The sequence below is a fragment of the Janthinobacterium sp. GMG1 genome, from assembly GCF_034427795.1.
GTDB lineage: Bacteria > Pseudomonadota > Gammaproteobacteria > Burkholderiales > Burkholderiaceae_D > Janthinobacterium.
The window spans coordinates 101795-119217 of record NZ_JAXQNT010000002.1 but is presented as its reverse complement, the minus strand read 5'-3'; the positions used below and the strand labels follow the sequence as shown (position 1 = coordinate 119217).

The following is a 17423-nucleotide window of genomic DNA, read 5'->3' as shown; positions in this document are numbered from 1 at the left end:
CATGCAAACCAATCTCGCCGATTTCATCAAGAATACGCCGGCAGGCGACGAAGCCGAAGCCATTTTGCGCGCCTGCGTGCATTGCGGCTTTTGCACAGCCACCTGTCCCACCTACCAGCTGCTGGGCGACGAACTCGATGGCCCGCGCGGACGTATCTACCTGATCAAGCAGGTATTGGAGGGCGCGCCCGTCACGGCCAAGACGCAGACCCACCTGGACCGCTGTCTGACCTGCCGCAACTGCGAATCGACCTGTCCCTCGGGGGTGCAGTACGGGCGTTTGGTCGACATCGGCCGCAACGTCGTCGAGCAGCGCGTGCAGCGCCCCTTGCGCGAACGCGCGCTGCGCTTCGCCCTGAAGGAAGCCTTGCCGCGCCGCTGGCTGTTTACGCCCGTGTACAAGGCGGGGCAGGCGCTGCGCCCGCTCCTCTCGAAAAGCTTGCAGGATAAATTGCGTCCGGGCGCCGCCGCCGGTACATGGCCCGTGCGCCAGCATGCGCGCAGCATGCTGCTGCTCGACGGCTGCGTGCAGCCGGCCATGTCGCCGAACATCAACGCGGCCACGGCGCGCGTGCTCGATGCGCTCGGCGTGCAATTGATCGTCGCGCCCAAGGCCGGTTGCTGCGGCGCGCTGCGCCATCACCTGAACGACCAGGACGCGGCGCTGGACGACATGCGCCGCAATATCGACGCCTGGTGGCCATACGTGGAAAGTGCCGAAGCCATCGTCATGACGGCGTCCGGCTGCGGTGCCACGGTGAAGGAATATGGCCATCTGCTGGCGCACGATGCACAGTATGCGGACAAGGCGCGGCGCATCGCGGCGCTGACGCGCGATTTGTCCGAGATCATGCCGGCGTTTGAAAACGAGCTGGTGGCGTTGCTGAAAGGGCGCATCGGCAAAAAAGTGGCGTATCACCCGCCCTGCACCCTGCAGCACGGCCAGCAAATCCGTGGCAAGGTGGAGCAGGTGCTGCGCGCCGTCGGCGTCGACGTGCGCCTGTGCGCCGATAGCCATCTGTGCTGCGGGTCGGCCGGCACGTATTCGATCCTGCAGCCGGCACTGTCGCAGCAGCTGCGCGACAACAAGGTGGCGAACCTGGAAGCGTGCGAGCCGGAGATGATCGTGTCGGCGAATATCGGCTGCCTGAGCCATTTGCAGTCGGGCACGGAGACGCCCGTGCGGCACTGGATCGAGCTGATTGATTCAGCTTTGTCTCCGATCAAATAGGTACTTCGCTGTACTGCGCAATGCGCCATTGGGGGGCCGGCACGAAGTTGGCGGCCCATTCCAGCACGGCGTCTGCCGGCATGGGGCGGGCGATGCCGTAGCCTTGCGCCAGGTCGCAGCCCAGCTGGATCAGGCGCGCGCCATGCTCGACGCTTTCCACGCCTTCGGCGATCACCGTCAAGCTGAAGGAACGGGCCAGGCCGATGACGGCGCGCACCAGGTGCAGGTCGTCGCGGTCGTTGAGCATGTTGCGCACGAAGCTCTGGTCGATCTTGACGATATTCGCCGGCAGGCGTTTTAAATATGACATCGACGAGTAGCCGGTGCCGAAATCGTCGAGCGCAAACGTGATGCCCAGCGCCTGGCAGGCGCGGATGATGCGGCGCACGTCTTCGATGTCGTGCAGCGCCGACGATTCGAGGATTTCCAGTTCCAGCATGCTGGCGCGCACGCCGGGAAATTCGCCGAGGATGGTTTCCAGGCGCGAGACGAAGTCCGGTTGCTGGAAGTGGCGCGCCGCGATATTCACGCTGACCACCCAGTGCTTGCCGCAAGCCACCCAGCGCTGCATCTGCCACAGGGCCTGGCGCAGCACCCATTCGCCGATGTCGATGATCAAATCCGTTTGCTCCACCAGCGGCAGGAATTGCGCGGGCGCCAGCACGCCGCGGCGCGGATGCTGCCAGCGCAGCAGCGCTTCCATGCCCACCACCGTGCCGGCGCGCATGTTCACCTTGGGCTGGTAGTACAGCCGCAGTTCGCCATTGATCAGGGCCTGGCGCACTTCCGTGCGCTGGTTGTGGTGCGTGCGCACCTCCTCATCGAGGTTGGTGTCGAAGAAGTGGTACTGGTTGCGCCCCGTCAATTTCGCCTGGTAGACGGCGTGGTCGGCGTGGCGCAGCAGGCTTTCCGTATTCAAGTCCTTGCCCGCGTAGACGGCGATGCCGGCGCTGGCCGTCACGTGCAGCGCCTGCTGGTCGCACTGGTAGGGGCGGCTCAGTTCCTGCATCAATTGCGTGATGTTCTGTTCGATGCTGGCGATGCTGGCCTGGCCGCACAGCAGCAGGACGAATTCATCGCCGCCCAGGCGCGCCGCGTAATGGATCTGGCCCGTAAAGCCGTGCAGGCGGCCGGCCACCTGCTTGAGGATTTCATCGCCGGCCTCGGCGCCATAGCGGTCGTTGATGGACTGGAAGTGGTCGAGGTCGAACAGGCAGACGGCCAGCAGGCGCTGGCGTTCGCGCGCCAGGAACAGTTCCTGCTCGAAACGGGCGGCCAGCGCGGCCCGATTGGGCAGGCCCGTCAGCACATCATTGTAGTTTTGCCAGGACAGTTTTTGCAGCGCTTGCTGCATGTGCACGGTTTCGTTCAGTTGCTCGCCCAGCTGGCGCTGGCTGGTCTTTAGCGAGGTCAGCAGTTCTTCGATATCGCCGGCCATGCCGTTGAACGATTGCGACACGGCTTGCGCCTCGGGCGTGGCGCCGGCCGCCAGGCGCACGGCGAAGTTGCCATCGCGGAAGCGGTCCGTCGCTTGCACGAGTCGCGCCAGCAGCTTGCGGTGCGACGCCAGGATCAAGCCCAGCAGGAGAAAGACGAGGACGATATTGATGGTGCTGAGGACGGCTTGCCCGCGCACTCTTTGCCACACCTGCGTCAGGGGCAGGCCGGGCGCGTAATGCACGTCGAGGATGCCGTCGCCGCCATCCGGCAGCGCCACCGTCAGGCGGCTGCGGATGGCCGCCATGCCCGCCAGGCGCGCAAACCAGGCCGGCACGCCATCGGCCAGTGTGCCGGCCGGTTTGTTGTCGGCCAGCACTTCGACATGCGCGCCAGCCGTATCCCAGCGCACGGAAACGAGGCTGCGGTTCAGCGGCAGGGCGCTGCGCAGTACTTGCCGCACGCTGTCGTGCATCGCATCACTGTCCGTATGCACGGCCAGCGGCAGCACGCTATTGGCGAGGAACAGGTCGAGTTGCCGCGCGTCGCTCTGGTAGCGCGCATTGGCCAGCGCCGTTTCCGTACCGAGCAGGGCGTGATAGCGAACGGCGGAAACGGCGAGTATCAGGAAGGTAATAGGGATGAAGAGGCGGGAATAGCTGCCCATCCGCATCCATGAAGATAATATTTTCCCAAAGACTGGCATCGTTTTTTTGATCGATATCTGCGAATAATTATGTAAACATTATCACCGATATTTGCTATTTGAAACACAATATTGATATCAAGCATGAAATAAATACGGTTTTATGGATTTCGCATGATTGTTGTCTTAAATCAAAGTATTTCGTTTCTAGTCTTGTAGCAACTGCCGTATGTCGGCCGCCAGGCTGGCCGGTTTGCTGGCCGTCGCGTAGCGGCGAAATACGCTGCCATCCTTGCGCACTAAAAACTTGGTGAAATTCCATTTGATCGATTGCGTGCCCAATATGCCGGGCGCCGCCTGTTTTAATTGCGCAAATACGGGATGGGCATGCGGGCCATTCACGTCGACCTTGGCAAACAGGGGAAAGGTGACGCCGAAGTTTTTTTCGCAAAAGGCTTTGATTTCCTCATTCGACCCCGGTTCCTGCTGGCGGAATTGATTGCAGGGAAAACCCAGCACGACCAGGCCCTGCTCGTGGAATTCGCGGTACAGCGTTTCGAGCCCCTGGTATTGCGGCGTGAAACCGCAGGCGCTGGCCGTATTGACGATCAGCAGCACCTTGCCCTTGTAGCGCGCCAGGTCGACCGGCGTGCCGTCCAATGCCTCGGCCTGGAAATCGTGGATGCTGGTCATGTCAGAGGAGTCCCAGTTTGGTGGCGCCCGCTTGCGGGGCTGGTTCCGGCACCGTGGCGCCCTTGAGCTTGATCGTCAGGCGCAGGTCGTTGACGGAGTCCGCATTGCGCAGCGCGTCTTCATAGCTGATGGCGCCCGCTTCGTGCAGGTCGAACAGGGCTTGGTCGAACGTCTGCATGCCGTGCTCGCGCGATTTTTTCATCAATTCCTTGATTTCGTGTACCTGGCCCTTGAAGATCAGGTCGCTCATCAGCGGCGAGTTGAGCAGGATTTCCAGCGCCGCCTTGCGCCCGCCGCCGTCCTTGTTCGGGATCAGCCGCTGCGAAATCATGCCTTTCAAATTCAGCGACAGGTCCATCAGCAACTGCTGGCGCCGCTCTTCGGGGAAGAAATTGATGATGCGGTCCAGCGCCTGGTTGGCGTTGTTGGCGTGCAAGGTTGCCAGGCACAGATGGCCCGTCTCGGCGAACGCGATGGCGTGGTCCATGGTGTCGCGGTCGCGGATTTCTCCGATCTGGATCACGTCGGGCGCCTGGCGCAAGGTGTTTTTCAGGGCCGTGGCCCAGTCGTCCGTATCGACGCCCACTTCGCGCTGGGTGACGATGCAGTTGCCGTGCGGATGGATGAATTCCACGGGGTCTTCGATGGTGATGATGTGACCGTGGCTGTGCGCGTTGCGGTGGCCCACCATGGCCGCCAGGGTGGTCGACTTGCCGCAGCCCGTGGCGCCCACCATGATGACGAGTCCGCGCTTGCTCATCACGATGTCTTGCAGGATGGCGGGCAAACCGAGCCCATCAAGGGTGGGGATGGCGGTATTGATCAATCGCAAGACCATGCCTGCCTGGCCCATCTGCACGAAGGCGGACACGCGGAAACGCCCGAGTCCCTCCGGGCTGATGGCGAAATTGGCTTCGCGGCTGGATTCAAACTCGGCCGCCTGGCGTTCGTTCATGACGGCGTGCACATAGCCGGTCGCCTGCTGCGCGGTTAACGCGCCGCCGGCCAGCGGCGTCAGCTTGCCGTCGAGCTTGATGGCGGCAGGAAAGCCGGCCGTGATGAACAGGTCGGAGCCGCCCCGTGCGCGCATCTGCGCCAGCAGCGCGTGCATGGCGCCATAGTGTTCGTGCGTCGTCTGCATGGCTTATCCGGGGAAGTTTTCAGGCGACTTGGCGGCCGAGCGGGCCGTTTCCGCCGAGATCGTGCCGCGCCGCACCAGGTCGGAAAGGCACTGGTCCAGCGTCTGCATGCCCACATTGCTGCCCGTCTGGATGGCCGAATACATTTGCGCCACTTTCGCTTCGCGGATCAGGTTGCGCACGGCCGGCGTGGCCAGCATGATTTCATGCGCGGCCACGCGGCCCGCGCCATCCTTGGTTTTGAGCAAATTTTGCGAAATGACGGCTTGCAAGGATTCGGACAGCATGGCGCGCACCATTTCCTTTTCCTCGGCGGGGAAGACGTCGATGATGCGGTCGATCGATTTCGCCGCCGACGAGGTGTGCAGGGTGCCGAACACGAGGTGGCCCGTCTCGGCGGCCGTCAGCGCCAGGCGGATGGTTTCCAGGTCGCGCAATTCGCCCACTAAAATCACGTCCGGGTCTTCGCGCAAGGCCGAGCGCAGCGCATTGCTGAAAGAATGCGTGTGCGAACCGACTTCGCGCTGGTTGATCAGGCATTTCTTTGGTTCATGCACGAATTCGATGGGGTCTTCGATGGTCAGAATATGGTGGTGCAGGCGCTCGTTGACGTGGTTCACCATCGCCGCCAGGGTGGTCGACTTGCCGGAACCCGTCGGCCCCGTCACCAGCACGAGGCCGCGCGGACGCATGGCCAGCTCGCCGAAGATGCGCGGGGCGTTCAGCTCTTCCAGGGTCAGCACTTTCGACGGAATCGTGCGCAGCACGGCCGAGGCGCCCCGTTCCTGGTTGTAGGCGTTGACGCGGAAGCGGGCCAGGCCGGGAATCTCGAACGAGAAATCGCATTCCAGCGCTTCTTCATACGCCTTGCGCTGGCTGTCGTTCATGATGTCGTAGATCATGCCGTGCACTTCCTTGTGCTCGAGCGGCGCCACGTTCAGGCGGCGCACGTCGCCGTTGACCCGTATCATCGGCGGCAGGCCGGAGGACAGGTGCAGGTCGGAAGCCTTGTTGCTGACGGAGAAAGCGAGTAGTTCGGAAATGTCCATTTATAATCCCTGTGCCTGCATTGATGGGTTGGCGCACTGTGCCGCCGCCCCTATACACTAGAAAATGATTATGTCCACAATCGAACAGAACTTGCAAGCCGTGCGAGACAGTATTGCGCAGGCCGCCGCTGACGCGCAGCGCGCCCCGACCGACGTGACCCTGCTGGCCGTGTCGAAAACCTTCGGCGCGGACGCCGTGCTGGCAGCCATGCACGCGGGACAGACGGCGTTTGGCGAAAACTATCTGCAGGAAGCGCTCGACAAGATTAGCGCCGTCAAGCTTGCGCTGCCGCAAGGCGCACCCGTCTGGCATTTCATCGGCCCCATCCAGAGCAACAAGACGCGTCCCATCGCCGAACATTTTGACTGGGTGCATACGGTGGAGCGGGAAAAGATCGCCGTGCGCCTGTCCGAGCAGCGCCCGGCCGGCTTGCCGGACTTGAATATCTGCCTGCAAGTCAATATCAGCGGCGAAGCGAGCAAGAGCGGCGTGACGCCATTTGACTTGCCGGCGCTGGCGCATGCCGTGGCGCAGCTGCCGCGTTTGCGCTTGCGCGGCCTGATGGCGATTCCCGAACCGGAAACGGATATCACGCTGCAGCGCGCTGCTTTTGCGCAATTGCGCGTGTTGTACGAACAATTGAAGGCCGAAGGGCTGGCGCTCGACACCCTGTCGATGGGCATGTCGGCCGACTTGCGCGCCGCCGTGCTGGAAGGCGCCACCATCGTGCGCGTGGGCAGCGCCATTTTCGGTTCCCGCAACTATTCCTGATGAAGAGAGAACAAGCATGACGACAGAATTGAATATCGCCTTTGTGGGCGGCGGCAACATGGCGGCAGCCCTGATCGCCGGCCTGGCGGGCAAGCTGACCCTGGGCGGCAACATCCACGTGATCGACCCGCATGCGCCCGCGCTGAAAAAACTGCAGGCGCAATTCGGCGTGACGACGGCGACCTCCGCCAGCGACGCGCTGCGCGGCGTGGACGTGATCGTGCTGGCCGTGAAGCCGCAAAGCATGCGCGAGGTGGCGGCGCAGTTGCTGCCTTTCCTCGACGGGGAACGGGCGCCATTGATCCTGTCGATCGCTGCCGGCATTCGCGCGCAAGACCTGTCGCGCTGGCTCGGCGATTATCCCGCCATCGTGCGCTGCATGCCGAACACGCCGGCCCTGATCGGCATGGGCATCACGGGCATGGTGGCCAGCAATGGCGTCAGCGAAGAACAGAAAAAGACGGCGGACGCCATCCTGCGCGCCGTCGGCCAGACCGTCTGGCTCGATGACGAAGCCAAGATCGACCCAGTGACGGCTGTGTCCGGCAGCGGTCCCGCCTATGTGTTTTACTTTATCGAAGCGATGCAGCAGGCGGCCGCCGAGCTGGGCTTGACGCCCGAGCAAGGCACGCAACTGGCGATTGCCACGTTTACGGGTGCGGCGCAGCTGGCGGCGAACTCCAGCGAACCCGTGTCCTTGCTGCGCGAGAGGGTCACGTCGAAAGGCGGCACGACGTACGCGGCCCTGACCAGCATGGAAGAGAGCGGCGTGAAGGCGGCCATCGTCAAGGGCATCAAGGCGGCCGCGCAGCGCGGGCGCGAGATGGGGGACGAGCTGGGCAAATAAACGCTACATCACCTTGACGGCGCGGCCGATATACAGGATCGGCCCCGTCGGCCGGCCCGTCGGCGAACCGGTTGCCGGCTCCAGCGTGATTTCAAACAGTTGATCGGGCTGCAGCGGTGGCAGTTTGTCCAGGGTCAATTTGAGGCTTTGTCCCGGCTTGACCAGGCCCAGCGAGACAGGCGCACCCCAGTCCTTGCCCTTGGTCCAGAATTGCAGGGCTTTTTGCTGCGGCACGGTGGTCGGCCCCAGCGGGATCAGGCTCAGGTCGCGGTTCTTGCCACCGCGTCCGCCCGCCTGCACGATCCAGCCCGGCGATTTGTCCTGCGGCGCCACCAGCACCACCAGATAGCCGGGGCCGCCTGGCGCTTGCAGTTGCACGCTGACCAGCACGGCCAGCACAGCCGTGGCTGCGAGGCCGCCACCGGCCAATACTCGCCAGAAGGCCAGGCTGTTCCACCACGCTTGCCAGCCGCCCGCTTGCCGCACGGCTTTCGGCGTGAACAGGCTGGCGCTGATGCGCGGCCATAGCTGGGCGGAGGGTGTTTCGGGCGGCGCCAGGGTCGTCAAGGGCAGCAAACGCTGTTCCCAGGCATCGATGGCATCGCGCAAGGCAGCGTCGCGCGGCAGGCGCTGTTCCACTTCCGCGCGCTCGGCCAGTTCCAATGTGCCCAGCACGTACTCGCTGGCCAGCCTGTGCAATTCCTCGTCGCTGTTGATCATCCCATGCACTCCCGCAAGGCGGTCAGGCCCCGCTTGACCCAGGCCTTGACGGTTCCCAGCGGCGCTTGCAGGCGCTGCGCGATTTCACTGTGGGAACAGCCATCGACGTAGGCATACAGGATGCTGTTGCGCTTGGATTCGTCCAGGTGGCCCAGGCAATCGTGCAGCTTGCCCATGTTTTCCTGAAGGGCGTAGGCGTCGCCGGCGTCGTCGCCGTGGCGTTGGTGCAGCAGGGTTTCCACGGTATCCTCGTCGGCCGATACTTCATGGGCGCGGGCGCGCGCCACGTTCAGCGCCTGGTGCCGCACCACCACATAGATCCAGCCCTTGCCGCTGCCGCGCGTGGCGTCGAAACTGCTGGCGCGGCGCCATATATTCAGGAAGGCGTCGTGCAGCACGTCTTCGGCCAGAGCCCGCTGGCGCACGATGCGCAGGGCCACGCCCAGCAGGTAGCGGCTTTCCTGCTGGTACAGGCCATGCAATGCCTGCTGCTCGCCCCTGGCGCAGGCGCGCAGGGCGGCATCGTAATCGAACGGAGTGGCTAGGGTTGGCAAGGTCGGCGCAATCGTTGGAGTTAACGGTTAGCAAGTTTTCAAGACCGAGTATAGGCCAGAAACCAGCTTGCCAACCGTCGTTTTCACTGACTTATGCGGCTTTCCAAAAGATATAGTCAGCCTGGTAGGGTACCCATTGCCTGGCGCCGATGGACTCCATGCCGCAGGGGCTGCTTGGCGCCACGCCGCCGCTGGTGGCTACGCGCTGGATGTAGCTGACACCCTGCATGGCGCCGCTGCCCGTGGCAGGATTGGCTTTCACCAGCTGATACGGAATATTGCCCGCGCCGGCCGGCGCCACGGCCACTTGTGTCGCCGTCACTTTCGAGCCGTCCAGGTTGGCCCAGGTGGCCGGTGGGCCGACATAGGTGCCGACTTGCATGCCGTTGCGGTCGTTCAAGGCCGCGTCCGGTCCCACGAAGACCCATTCATGGCCCGTCATGTCTTTCTTGGTCTTGCATTCGTAGGCAATCTTGCCCACGCCCACCGTTTGCATGGCAACCTGGTGGCCATCGGGCACCTTGACGGCGTTCGGCAATTGTTCCTGCGAATAGCGTGCGCTCATGGGGGCGCAGGCGCTCAGCAGCAGGGCGGCGCCCAGCACAGTGAGGGCGGGAATGGCGTGGCGTGGGGCGGTGAAGTCAAGCATGGCGAACTCCTGGTAGTTGGCTCAACCGGCTGGTTGATACCATTACTACACATGGGTCTGCCATTTGGATGCAGCCAGCTGAAAATATTTTAGTCCGGCGTTTCTTTCTTGCGGAAACGCTGCATCAGCGCCATCACGACGGGCAGGGCGGTGGTGGCATGCTTGAGCAGCGCGCCGCTGGCCTGCAGCAGCGGCAGGAAACGGCGCGGGCGCACGAGCAGCAAGCCCAGCACGGCGCCCCCTATCATCAGGGGAATTTTGAAGCGCGTGGCTAGGGTGTGGCGCAGATTGCCGCCCGTGAGCGGTTCCAGCAACTGGCGCGTCTGCACGCCCAGGGCCAGCCGCTGCAGCGCGCATTCGGCCAGCAGGGCGTCGCGCCGCTGCGCCAGGCTGGCGGCCGTGTGCACATGCGACAACTTGGTGGGATGCGTGGTCATGGCCGCTCCGATCCCCGGCGCGCCAGCAATTGCAGCTCGTCCAGGTCTTTGTTCAGTTCGGAAAGTGTGAAGGACAGCAGTTTCGGCTTGCTGCGGAAACTGGCGCGCACGCCCAGCAGGGTGGCGATGGCGGCGACGATGAAGACGGCGGCCGTGATGGCGATGGCGGCGATGCGGTGCGTATCCCAGAACAGCACGATGACGAGGAACACGATCAATACGAGGCCGACAAACAGGCACAACAGTGCCAGCATGGCCAGCGCCAGATAGGACAGGAAGCGCAGCGACTCTTCTTCCATTTCCACGGCCGCCAGGGCCAGACGGGTCTGGACGATGGCGGCGAGGGTCGCTGCGACTTGGGCGACATGGTGCACGATAGCCATATGCTGCCTTTCGCGTCAGGAGACGGCCAAGGCCGTCGGTACTGTCTAGCGGCGTGACGAGGAAAGCAGCAGGCCGAACAGCACGCCGACGACGGCGCCCGCGCCCACGGCTTTCCAGGGATTGTCCTGCACGTATTCGTCGGTGGCCTTGGCCGCCTTCTTGGTACGTTCGAGCAAGTCTTCTTCCAGCTTGATCAAGTCTTTCTTGGCCGTTTCCAGCGTGGCGATGAACTTGTCCTTGACGGCTTTGACATTCTCGCCCGTCTGATCCTTGGCGCCATCGAGCCAGCCTTCCGCTTCATTGATGACGGTTTTCAAGTCGCCGACCAGTTTGTCGCGGGCCTTGTCGGCGTCGGCGAGGATGCTGTCGCTGCTGGATTTTCCGGTATGTATCGAGCTCATGTATTACCTCATGGAAGTGAAACTGCACAGTGAAATACCAGTGTAGGCAACTGCGGCCAGGCTAGTCTTGCGCCGCCTCAAGGGCTACTGCGGCGCAAGGGTCATTGCTTAACGGAAAGCAAAGTCCAGTGCCACGCCCGCAAACACCGCCGCTCCTAGCCAGTTATTATGCCGGAATGCCGCAAAACACGGCATACGCTCGCGTGCGCGGATCAGGGTGTAGTGGTAAACGGCGCAACCGGCCGCAACTATCAGGCCCGCGACGAACCAGTAACGCAAGCCCAGATACCAGCCGCAGGCCAGCCACAGCAGCAGGAAAACGGCATAGCAGAACATGACGATGGCCACGTCGTAGCGGCCAAAGGTGATGGCTGACGTCTTGATGCCGATTTTTAAGTCGTCATCGCGGTCGACCATCGCGTATTCCGTATCGTAGGCCACGGCCCAGAAGACATTGCCCAGCAGCAGCAGCCAGGCGACGACGGGCACGGCATCCGTGATGGCGGCAAAGCCCATGGGGATGCCGAAACCGAAGGCGATACCCAGATACGCTTGCGGGATGGCAAAGAAGCGCTTGAAGTAGGGATAGGTGCCGGCGATGATGACGGCGGCCACGGATAGCTGCTTGGTCAGCGCATTCAAGGGCAGGATCAGGCAAAAGGCCAGCACGGTCAGCACGCCGGCCACGGCCAGCGCTTCCTTGCCGCTGATGCGTCCGCTGGTGATGGGGCGCTCGGCCGTGCGCTTGACGAATTTGTCGATATCCTGGTCCGCGTAGTCGTTGATGGCGCAGCCAGCCGAGCGCATCAGCAAAGTGCCAAGAGTGAAGATGAGTAGCAGCCGCCAGTCCGGCACGCCCTGCTGCGCCAGCCACAGCGCGCACAGGGTCGGCCACAGCAGCAATACGGTACCGATAGGCTTGTCCAGCCGTATCAGGCGGAAATACAGCGCCAGCTTGTTCATGGAAGACTCGATCTTGTTGAAGAGAAAGGTCGATTATCGCAAATAGTATGTAAATGTACTATTTTGCGCCTGGGGCGCTAGTCGTCGTCTTCGCAGAGCGGCGTTATTCCAGGCAAGTTGCAGCTGGCGATGGCCGCGCACAGGGCGTCGATGGCGGCCTTGCGCGTAAAACTCTTGCGCCACAGCATGACCACCCGGCGCGATGGCACGGGGGCGGCGAAGGGCCGGTATTCGAGCATGCCGTCGGTGGCGTGCATATTGGCGACGGAGGCGCGCGGCAAGACCGTCAGGCCGATGCCGCTGGCCACCATGTGGCGGATAGTTTCCAGCGAGGAACCTTCGAAGGTGCGCTGCATGCCGTTGCCGGGCGAGGAAAAACGCGCCATTTCAGGGCACACTTCCAGCACCTGGTCGCGGAAACAGTGACCATTGCCCAGCAGCAGCATGGTTTCCGATTTCAAGTCTTGCGCGGCGATTTTCTCGCGCGCCGTCCACGGATGCTGGCGCGGCATGGCGACGACGAACGGCTCGTCATACAGTTCCTGCATGGCCATGCCATGGTCGGGCAGGGGCAGGGCCATGATGGCCACGTCCAGCTCGCCCTGGCGCAGCAATTCGAGCAGGCGAACCGTGAAGTTTTCCTGCAAGATCAAGGGCATCTGCGGTACCTGGTCTATCATGGCCTTGACCAGGGGCGGCAGCAGGTAGGGGCCGATCGTGTAGATCACGCCCAGGCGCAGGGGGCCGGCCAGCGGGTCCTTGTTCTGCTTGGCGAGTTCCTTGATGGCGGCCGTCTGTTCCAGCACGCGCTCGGCTTGCGCAATGATCTGCGCGCCCAGGGGCGTGACGGAGATTTCCGCGCCGCCCCGTTCGAACAGAACCACGCCCAATTCGTCTTCGAGTTTCTTGATGGCCACTGACAGGGTGGGCTGGGCAACGAAGCAGGCTTCGGCGGCATGGCCGAAGTGCTTCGCTCGCGCGACTGCAACGATATATTTCAGTTCAGTCAGTGTCATAGGTTGATTGAAACACAGGAAGTGCTTACTTGCAATGAATGAAAGGTGGCGCAAACGTGAAACTGTGGCGCCGATGGCGTATTGTAGCGGATCGCCCCCTATAATGCGGGACCGGGCAGCGAAGGGAGACGGCGATGGAATTGCAGATGCAGGCGCTGGAAGCGGCAATCAATTATTGGCGTGCCAGGCAACCGGCGCGCGGCAATGAATATGCGCTGTCGCCGCCCGTCAGCCGCCTGGCCGGCGTGTATGCGCTGATGATTTACTACCGGCAAGATTGCATCGCCGAAGAGGGCCTGGAACCGGCCGTCCTGGCCTTGATCGACGCCTGGCGCCGGGATGGCGGCGGCATCCAAGGCGATAGCCACGCCTGAGCGTGACCGTGGCGTGACCATAATTAACCCAACAAGAGATATCCATGCCTGATTTTGAAAACAAACTGTGCGGCCGTGACGAATTGCGCGCCCGCGCCGCGGCCCTGCCGAAACCGGTGGTGGTGACGAACGGCGTGTTCGACATTTTGCACCGTGGCCACGTGACGTATCTGGCGCAGGCGCGCGCGCTGGGCGCCTCGCTGATCGTTGCCGTGAATACCGATGCTTCAGTGAAACGCCTAGGGAAGGGCGATGACCGTCCGCTGAACAACTGCGAAGACCGCATGGCCGTGCTGGCCGCATTGGAAGCGGTGAGCCTGGTGGTGCCGTTCTCGGAAGACAGTGCCCTGGAAGTGGTGCAGGATGTCGAGCCGGAAATCTATGCCAAGGGCGGCGACTACGACATGGCGGCCATTCCCGAAGGCAAGGCCGTGCTCGCATATGGCGGCCAGGCCGTGGCCATCGATTTCGAGCACGACCGCTCGACCACCAAGCTGTTGACGAAAGTGCGGACGCAGCAAGGCTGAGGAAGCTCGTCAATGTTTCCATACAGATAAAAAGACGTTACTATGAGAACTGCCAGGGCTGCGACTTCGTTTCGACAGCCCCAGCACGTTACACCGTCTGAATGCATTGCTAGTCATAGAAAATAAATGGATCATAAAACTTCTGGGGATTGGCCACTGCCCTCCGGCGCCTGGCACGTGGATGACGAGGGCGCGTGGAGCATGCAGCGCAGCGCGGACGGCCAGAACGTCTCGCCCTTGGTGAGCCATGCCGATATCGGCAAGCTGATGCATGCGCGGCGCTTGCCCGCAGCGGCCGGCGCGTCCGTGCGGCAGTTTCCGCCCGAATTTGCGTTCGACCCCGCCTCGGGCGCGGCCTTGCAAGTGCCGCCCGACGCGGCCGCCACGCTGCCCTGGGTGCCGCCCTACGGCGCCTATCCCGTCAGCGACGTGCCGCCAGCCGGCCCGGCCGGCTTGCGCCAGGCCAGCGTACCCCTGAAACTGGCCGACCAGCGCGCGCGTGAAGAGCATGCGCAGGCCGATGCCTCGCTGCCCATGCCGCCGCCCGGCGAATACGAATTCTTTTCCGCCCAGTTCGGCACCAGCGCTGCCGCGCTGCTGGCGCTCGAACCGCGCAAGGCCGTCTTGCACGCCTGGCTGCCCGCCTCGAAACGCTGGCTGGCGCTGGATCCCGACTATGGCAGCCTGCTGGCCGAATCGGACCTGGCCCACGGCGCCTGGCGCGCCGAGCTGGTGCCGGAGTTCAATAGCGTGCTGGTCTTGCCGACCAGTCATGGTCTGGCCTGCATCCGTCCCGACGTGCCATCGCTGACCTACGTGGTCGAGCATGTGGGCGGCGCGCCATGCGTGGCCGCGCCCGTCTGGTTCCAGAACCGCCTGTGGGCGCCCCTGCGCGACGACGATGGCCGCATCCGCTTCGTCAACCTTGATGCGCAACAAAAGCCGGGCAGTGACGTGCTGCTCGACGGCGTGCTCGACCTGGGCACCGTCAGCGCCCCCGTCGCCTACAACCGCATGGCCGTGTGGCCTTGCGCCAACGGCCAGCTGCGCCTGCAATTGCAGCCGGATGGCAACGTGGCCGCCTCGTTCACACCGTGGCCCGAAGGGCTGGTGCCGCATTTCGAATTCGGCAGCCCGTACGTGTCGCGCGATGGCGGCCTGTGGCAGTTGTGCTTCGAGCGCAGCCGCGGCACCTATGTCTACGTGAAACTGGGCGCGCAGTCCGAGCGGGCCGACGCGCTGGCGCCGCGCCTGTGTTCGGGCAGCTTCAATTACCGCTTCGCCACCAAGCTGAAAACGGCGCCGTGGGAAGAGCCGGAACACGGCGACGATGGCGGCAAGAACCAGGCCGTCATGCCGCTGCTGGAGTCAAGCGGTGGCAACAGCGTCTTTGGCGTGAAGTTCGCTACCAGCGCCGGCCTGTCGAGCGTGCTGCGCTCGAACGAGCGCTTGGCGGCCCAGCTGGTGCAGGACGATGAGTTGCGCGAAACCGTGTTTCATACCTTTGCCGTCAGCGAGCCGTGGCGGGTGCGCCTGTTTGTGCATGAAGGCACTTTGTGGGCGTATCACCCCTTGTTGTCGCGCATCGATGGCTGGGCCTTGCAGGCATGAAAACGCGCGCCCTGATCGCGGCCGGCGCCGCCTTGCTCGCCTTCGCCACCGCCAGCGTGCAGGCGGCCGGCATCCAGCAAGCGTTCCTCGTGCAAAACTCGGGCTGGATGGAACCGTTCTATACGGATGAGCATTCGCAGCTGAAAGCCCTGGTGGGCGCCGTGGCGCAGGCCGCCACGAGCCCGTCCGACAAGGTCTACACGCTGGCCTTCAGCCAGAGCAGCGGCGCGCACGTGTCGCCGTCGCTGCTGGGGCAAGGGCAGGGTGGCGCCGGCGTGGCGGGCCAGCTGGCCAATCTCGGCCTGGCGCGCAAGAGCGCCGGCGGCGCGCTGGCCGACACGGATTTCCAGGAAGCCGTCACGAAGACCATCACGGGCCCGTTCCAGTCCGCCTCCGGCATCGTGTGGATATTTACGAATAACAAGAACAGCCCCAACAACGACAGCCAGACGGCCGAGCGCAACCGCGACTTTTACCGCCTGCTGCACCTGGAACCGTCGATCACCAAGACGGTGGTGTTTCCGTTACGCATGCCCGTGCAGGGCAAGCTGTACAGCGCCAAGGGCTTGATGGTGTATGCGCTCGCGTATGGCCAGCCGGCGTCCGAGGCTTTGACCCGCATCCTGGCAGAAGGGCGCTTGTCGCAAGTGCTGACGCGCCCGCCCGCCCGCCTGAAACCGGTGGACCAGGATGCCGTGCGCATCGTGCCCCAGTCCGTCAAGAACAGCGCCAATGTGCACGCCAGCCTGGGCCGCGATGGGCGCACCATCGTCCTCGACGTCGATGCGGCCAACCTGGTGCCGCAAGTGGTGCTGCAGGCGTCCCTGCAAAACATGTTTTTCCCGTACGTGATCGACAGCGCCAGGGTGCACGCCAGCCTGGCGGGCCAGAACGCGCCCCTGCACGTTGCGCCAGATCAAATCCGCCAGCTGCAGCCGGGCGCCAGCCAGTCCGTGCAGGTACAGTTTGCGCTGCCGATGGCGCAGATTCCGTCGCCGTGGTCGGCGCAGGCGATCGCCGCCATGGGCAAGCAAGTGATGCTGCCGATGCAGGCGCAGGTGGGCCTGTCGGAACAGCGGCTGGCGCTGGCGTCCAGTTTTGGCAAGGATTTGCAGGAACTGTTCCCGGGCGACCCGATATCCAGCATGTTCACGCCGCCCGACAGCGTGCGCGCGTCGCAGGCGACGATACCGCTGCTGGTGCGCATCCAGTATCCGCTGCTGCCCGTGCTGGTGATACTGGGCGGCGTGCTCGCGCTCGTGCTGGGTTTGCTGGCGCTGGGGCTGGTCAGCACGCGCGCCACGCGCTACAAGGTGCTGGCCGACGGCGTGCAGCGGCAAGTGCTGTTGAAACCATTCAAGAGCGTGCAGATCCGCGATGATGACGGCCGCGAGATCGGCGAACTCAAGCGGGGTATGGGCAAGCCGACCGTCGTGCGCGTGGCCGAAGGCCATACCCTGAGCCTGGCCTGAACAATCACTCCCTAAAAATTCCTTCCATTCAACAGAGGCATACCATGGCGCAAGAGACTCCTAAAGACAACACTGGTTTTACCCTGCCGGCCCCGGCGTCCGCGCCGCCCGCGGCGGACGCACCGGCTGCAGGTGCCGCCACCACGGCCACGACCGAACCTGCGCCCGCGCTCGATCCTGTCAGCACGACCGATACCTCGTCGCGCGACACCCTGGTCGGCGGCGTCGTGCTGTTGCTGCTGTTCATCGCTTTTTTCTTTGCCAAGAATGCCTACGCGAATGGCCTGGTGGCCAAGCGCGTGCCGCCGAACAAGGCCAATGCCTCAGGCTGGTGGCTGTTCATCTTCCTGGCCAGCCTGGCGACCGGTGTCGTGCTGGCCGCCGTGAACGCGCATAAATTCCTCGCGCCACTGTTCATGGGACCGCTGGTGCTGGTGGGTCTGGTCGCCCTGTTGCTGACATTCACCTCGAGCCGCCGCTAAGAGCACGCCGTAACACGCA

At 63.5% G+C, this 17423-nt stretch carries 20 protein-coding genes; 8 read left to right on the top strand and 12 right to left on the bottom strand.

All coding sequences use genetic code 11. From position 1 onward, the window contains the following. Position 1 precedes the first annotated feature (1 nt). A complete protein-coding gene (glcF, locus tag SJI03_RS05490) occupies positions 2 to 1231 on the top strand; it encodes a glycolate oxidase subunit GlcF (RefSeq protein ID WP_322426506.1) in 1230 nt (409 codons plus the stop codon). Here the strand turns inward: glcF and SJI03_RS05485 are convergent. The 4 genes from SJI03_RS05485 to SJI03_RS05470 form a co-directional block, all read right to left on the bottom strand. Then, a complete protein-coding gene (locus SJI03_RS05485; protein WP_322426505.1) occupies positions 1224 to 3335 on the bottom strand; it encodes a putative bifunctional diguanylate cyclase/phosphodiesterase in 2112 nt (703 codons plus the stop codon). The genes glcF and SJI03_RS05485 overlap by 8 nt on opposite strands. Before the next feature lie 186 nt (positions 3336 to 3521). After that, positions 3522 to 4007, bottom strand: a complete 486-nt coding sequence (locus SJI03_RS05480) for a glutathione peroxidase (protein ID WP_322426504.1) — start codon at positions 4005 to 4007, stop codon at positions 3522 to 3524. Between the two features lies 1 nt (position 4008). Beyond that, positions 4009 to 5148 carry a PilT/PilU family type 4a pilus ATPase gene (locus SJI03_RS05475; protein ID WP_416208728.1) on the bottom strand — a complete coding sequence of 380 codons (1140 nt, stop codon included), beginning with the start codon at positions 5146 to 5148 and terminating at the stop codon, positions 4009 to 4011. A 3-nt stretch (positions 5149 to 5151) separates the two neighbouring features. Then, positions 5152 to 6195 carry a type IV pilus twitching motility protein PilT gene (locus SJI03_RS05470; RefSeq protein WP_322426503.1) on the bottom strand — a complete coding sequence of 348 codons (1044 nt, stop codon included), beginning with the start codon at positions 6193 to 6195 and terminating at the stop codon, positions 5152 to 5154. A gap of 70 nt (positions 6196 to 6265) precedes the next feature. Between SJI03_RS05470 and SJI03_RS05465 the strand changes: the two genes are divergently transcribed. Further along, positions 6266 to 6967, top strand: coding sequence for a YggS family pyridoxal phosphate-dependent enzyme (locus SJI03_RS05465; protein ID WP_322426502.1), 702 nt, complete (start codon positions 6266 to 6268; stop codon positions 6965 to 6967). 16 nt (positions 6968 to 6983) lie between these two features. Continuing rightward, positions 6984 to 7814 (top strand): pyrroline-5-carboxylate reductase, encoded by an 831-nt coding sequence (gene proC / locus SJI03_RS05460; RefSeq protein ID WP_322426501.1) that lies wholly within the window; start codon positions 6984 to 6986, stop codon positions 7812 to 7814. Positions 7815 to 7817: 3 nt separating this feature from the next. Here the strand turns inward: proC and SJI03_RS05455 are convergent, their stop codons facing one another. The 8 genes from SJI03_RS05455 to SJI03_RS05420 all read right to left on the bottom strand — a co-directional run bounded on the left by SJI03_RS05455 (position 7818) and on the right by SJI03_RS05420 (position 12938). After that, a complete protein-coding gene (locus tag SJI03_RS05455; protein WP_322426500.1) occupies positions 7818 to 8534 on the bottom strand; it encodes an anti-sigma factor domain-containing protein in 717 nt (238 codons plus the stop codon). After that, positions 8531 to 9088 (bottom strand): sigma-70 family RNA polymerase sigma factor, encoded by a 558-nt coding sequence (locus tag SJI03_RS05450; protein WP_322426499.1) that lies wholly within the window; start codon positions 9086 to 9088, stop codon positions 8531 to 8533. The genes SJI03_RS05455 and SJI03_RS05450 overlap by 4 nt, the downstream gene beginning before the upstream one ends. Positions 9089 to 9179: 91 nt before the next feature. Further along, positions 9180 to 9737, bottom strand: coding sequence for a DUF3455 domain-containing protein (locus SJI03_RS05445; RefSeq protein WP_322426498.1), 558 nt, complete (start codon positions 9735 to 9737; stop codon positions 9180 to 9182). A gap of 89 nt (positions 9738 to 9826) precedes the next feature. After that, on the bottom strand, positions 9827 to 10174 hold the full coding sequence (locus SJI03_RS05440) for a hypothetical protein (protein WP_322426497.1): 348 nt from the start codon (positions 10172 to 10174) through the stop codon (positions 9827 to 9829). Then, a complete protein-coding gene (locus SJI03_RS05435; protein ID WP_046683403.1) occupies positions 10171 to 10557 on the bottom strand; it encodes a phage holin family protein in 387 nt (128 codons plus the stop codon). Before SJI03_RS05435 ends, SJI03_RS05440 begins: the two co-directional genes overlap by 4 nt. A gap of 45 nt (positions 10558 to 10602) precedes the next feature. Then, a complete protein-coding gene (locus tag SJI03_RS05430) occupies positions 10603 to 10959 on the bottom strand; it encodes a glycine zipper domain-containing protein (RefSeq protein WP_046683402.1) in 357 nt (118 codons plus the stop codon). A 108-nt stretch (positions 10960 to 11067) separates the two neighbouring features. Then, positions 11068 to 11922 (bottom strand): 4-hydroxybenzoate octaprenyltransferase, encoded by an 855-nt coding sequence (ubiA, locus tag SJI03_RS05425; RefSeq protein ID WP_322426496.1) that lies wholly within the window; start codon positions 11920 to 11922, stop codon positions 11068 to 11070. A gap of 77 nt (positions 11923 to 11999) precedes the next feature. Then, the gene (locus tag SJI03_RS05420) at positions 12000 to 12938 is read right to left on the bottom strand and encodes a hydrogen peroxide-inducible genes activator (RefSeq protein ID WP_099379724.1); all 939 of its coding nucleotides are present in this window, start codon (positions 12936 to 12938) and stop codon (positions 12000 to 12002) included. A 134-nt stretch (positions 12939 to 13072) separates the two neighbouring features. Between SJI03_RS05420 and SJI03_RS05415 the strand changes: the two genes are divergently transcribed. The 5 genes from SJI03_RS05415 to SJI03_RS05395 all read left to right on the top strand — a co-directional run bounded on the left by SJI03_RS05415 (position 13073) and on the right by SJI03_RS05395 (position 17404). Beyond that, positions 13073 to 13312, top strand: a complete 240-nt coding sequence (locus tag SJI03_RS05415; RefSeq protein ID WP_322426495.1) for a DUF3717 domain-containing protein — start codon at positions 13073 to 13075, stop codon at positions 13310 to 13312. A 44-nt stretch (positions 13313 to 13356) separates the two neighbouring features. Further along, positions 13357 to 13839, top strand: coding sequence for a D-glycero-beta-D-manno-heptose 1-phosphate adenylyltransferase (rfaE2, locus tag SJI03_RS05410; RefSeq protein WP_322426494.1), 483 nt, complete (start codon positions 13357 to 13359; stop codon positions 13837 to 13839). Positions 13840 to 13965: 126 nt separating this feature from the next. Further along, a complete protein-coding gene (locus tag SJI03_RS05405) occupies positions 13966 to 15450 on the top strand; it encodes a hypothetical protein (protein WP_322426493.1) in 1485 nt (494 codons plus the stop codon). Continuing rightward, positions 15447 to 16922, top strand: coding sequence for a hypothetical protein (locus tag SJI03_RS05400; protein ID WP_322426492.1), 1476 nt, complete (start codon positions 15447 to 15449; stop codon positions 16920 to 16922). Before SJI03_RS05405 ends, SJI03_RS05400 begins: the two co-directional genes overlap by 4 nt. Before the next feature lie 44 nt (positions 16923 to 16966). After that, on the top strand, positions 16967 to 17404 hold the full coding sequence (locus SJI03_RS05395) for a hypothetical protein (RefSeq protein WP_322426491.1): 438 nt from the start codon (positions 16967 to 16969) through the stop codon (positions 17402 to 17404). Positions 17405 to 17423 lie beyond the last annotated feature (19 nt).